1 pseudogene is annotated in these 795 nt (G+C 62.5%); it reads right to left on the reverse strand.

The annotated features are described in order from the left end of the window. Positions 1-218 precede the first annotated feature (218 nt). Positions 219-795: pseudogene (locus tag Q2941_RS51775) on the reverse strand (ATP-binding protein); the annotation flags it as partial.

Consider the following 795-nt stretch of genomic DNA (forward strand, 5'->3'; position numbering starts at 1 on the left):
GTGCGTATTCCAGCGATGGTGATCAGCGGTACAGGCGATGGCGATCAGGGATTCCAGTGATCGTGATCAAGCTTGGAGACGAGCACGACTGACGAGTTTATGTGCGCTGGAAACGACCTCCCGGTCAAGGCAGGCGGGAGGCTGAGGAGATCGTCGCAGCGGTCCACAGGAGGGCCCGCGCGCGGGATGGGCCGGTGGGGCGATCGGGCGCGAGGTAGTCACGCTTTCGTCTTTTCGCCGGCTCGCCGACGCAGACTGTCGCCTTTGAGCTCGATGCGGTGAGCATTGTGAATGATGCGGTCGCGTCGCCTAACGTGGGATCGGATCACGTCATGCCATTGGGACACGGGGACCTGACTTGTGATCAACAATGATCCCTTTGTCGTAGCGATCATCGACGATCTCGAGCAGATCTCGGCGCTGGTCGGCGGTGAGCGGTTCGGGTCCCCAGTCGTCGAGGATGAGCAAACTGACGCGCTCTAGCGCCGCGATCAGGCGAGCGAGACGGCCGTCGCCGCGCGCCTGGGCGAGATCGGCAAACAGGCGGGGCACGCGCTTGTACAGGACGGAGAAGCCATCGCGGCAAGCTCTCTTGCCGAGTGCGCAGGCCAGCCAGGACTTGCCGGTGCCGGTCAGACCGACAATACCAGGTGATTGTGCTCGCGGATCCATTGGTAGGTGGCGCGGTTCTGGAAAAGGAACGGTCCAGACCACGAGCGGTGCGATAATCGACATTCTCGATGGTGGCGGCTTGACGTAGCTTGGCATTGGCCAAGCGACGTATGAGGCGGCGGT

It is taken from the genome of Bradyrhizobium sp. UFLA05-153, from assembly GCF_054185185.1.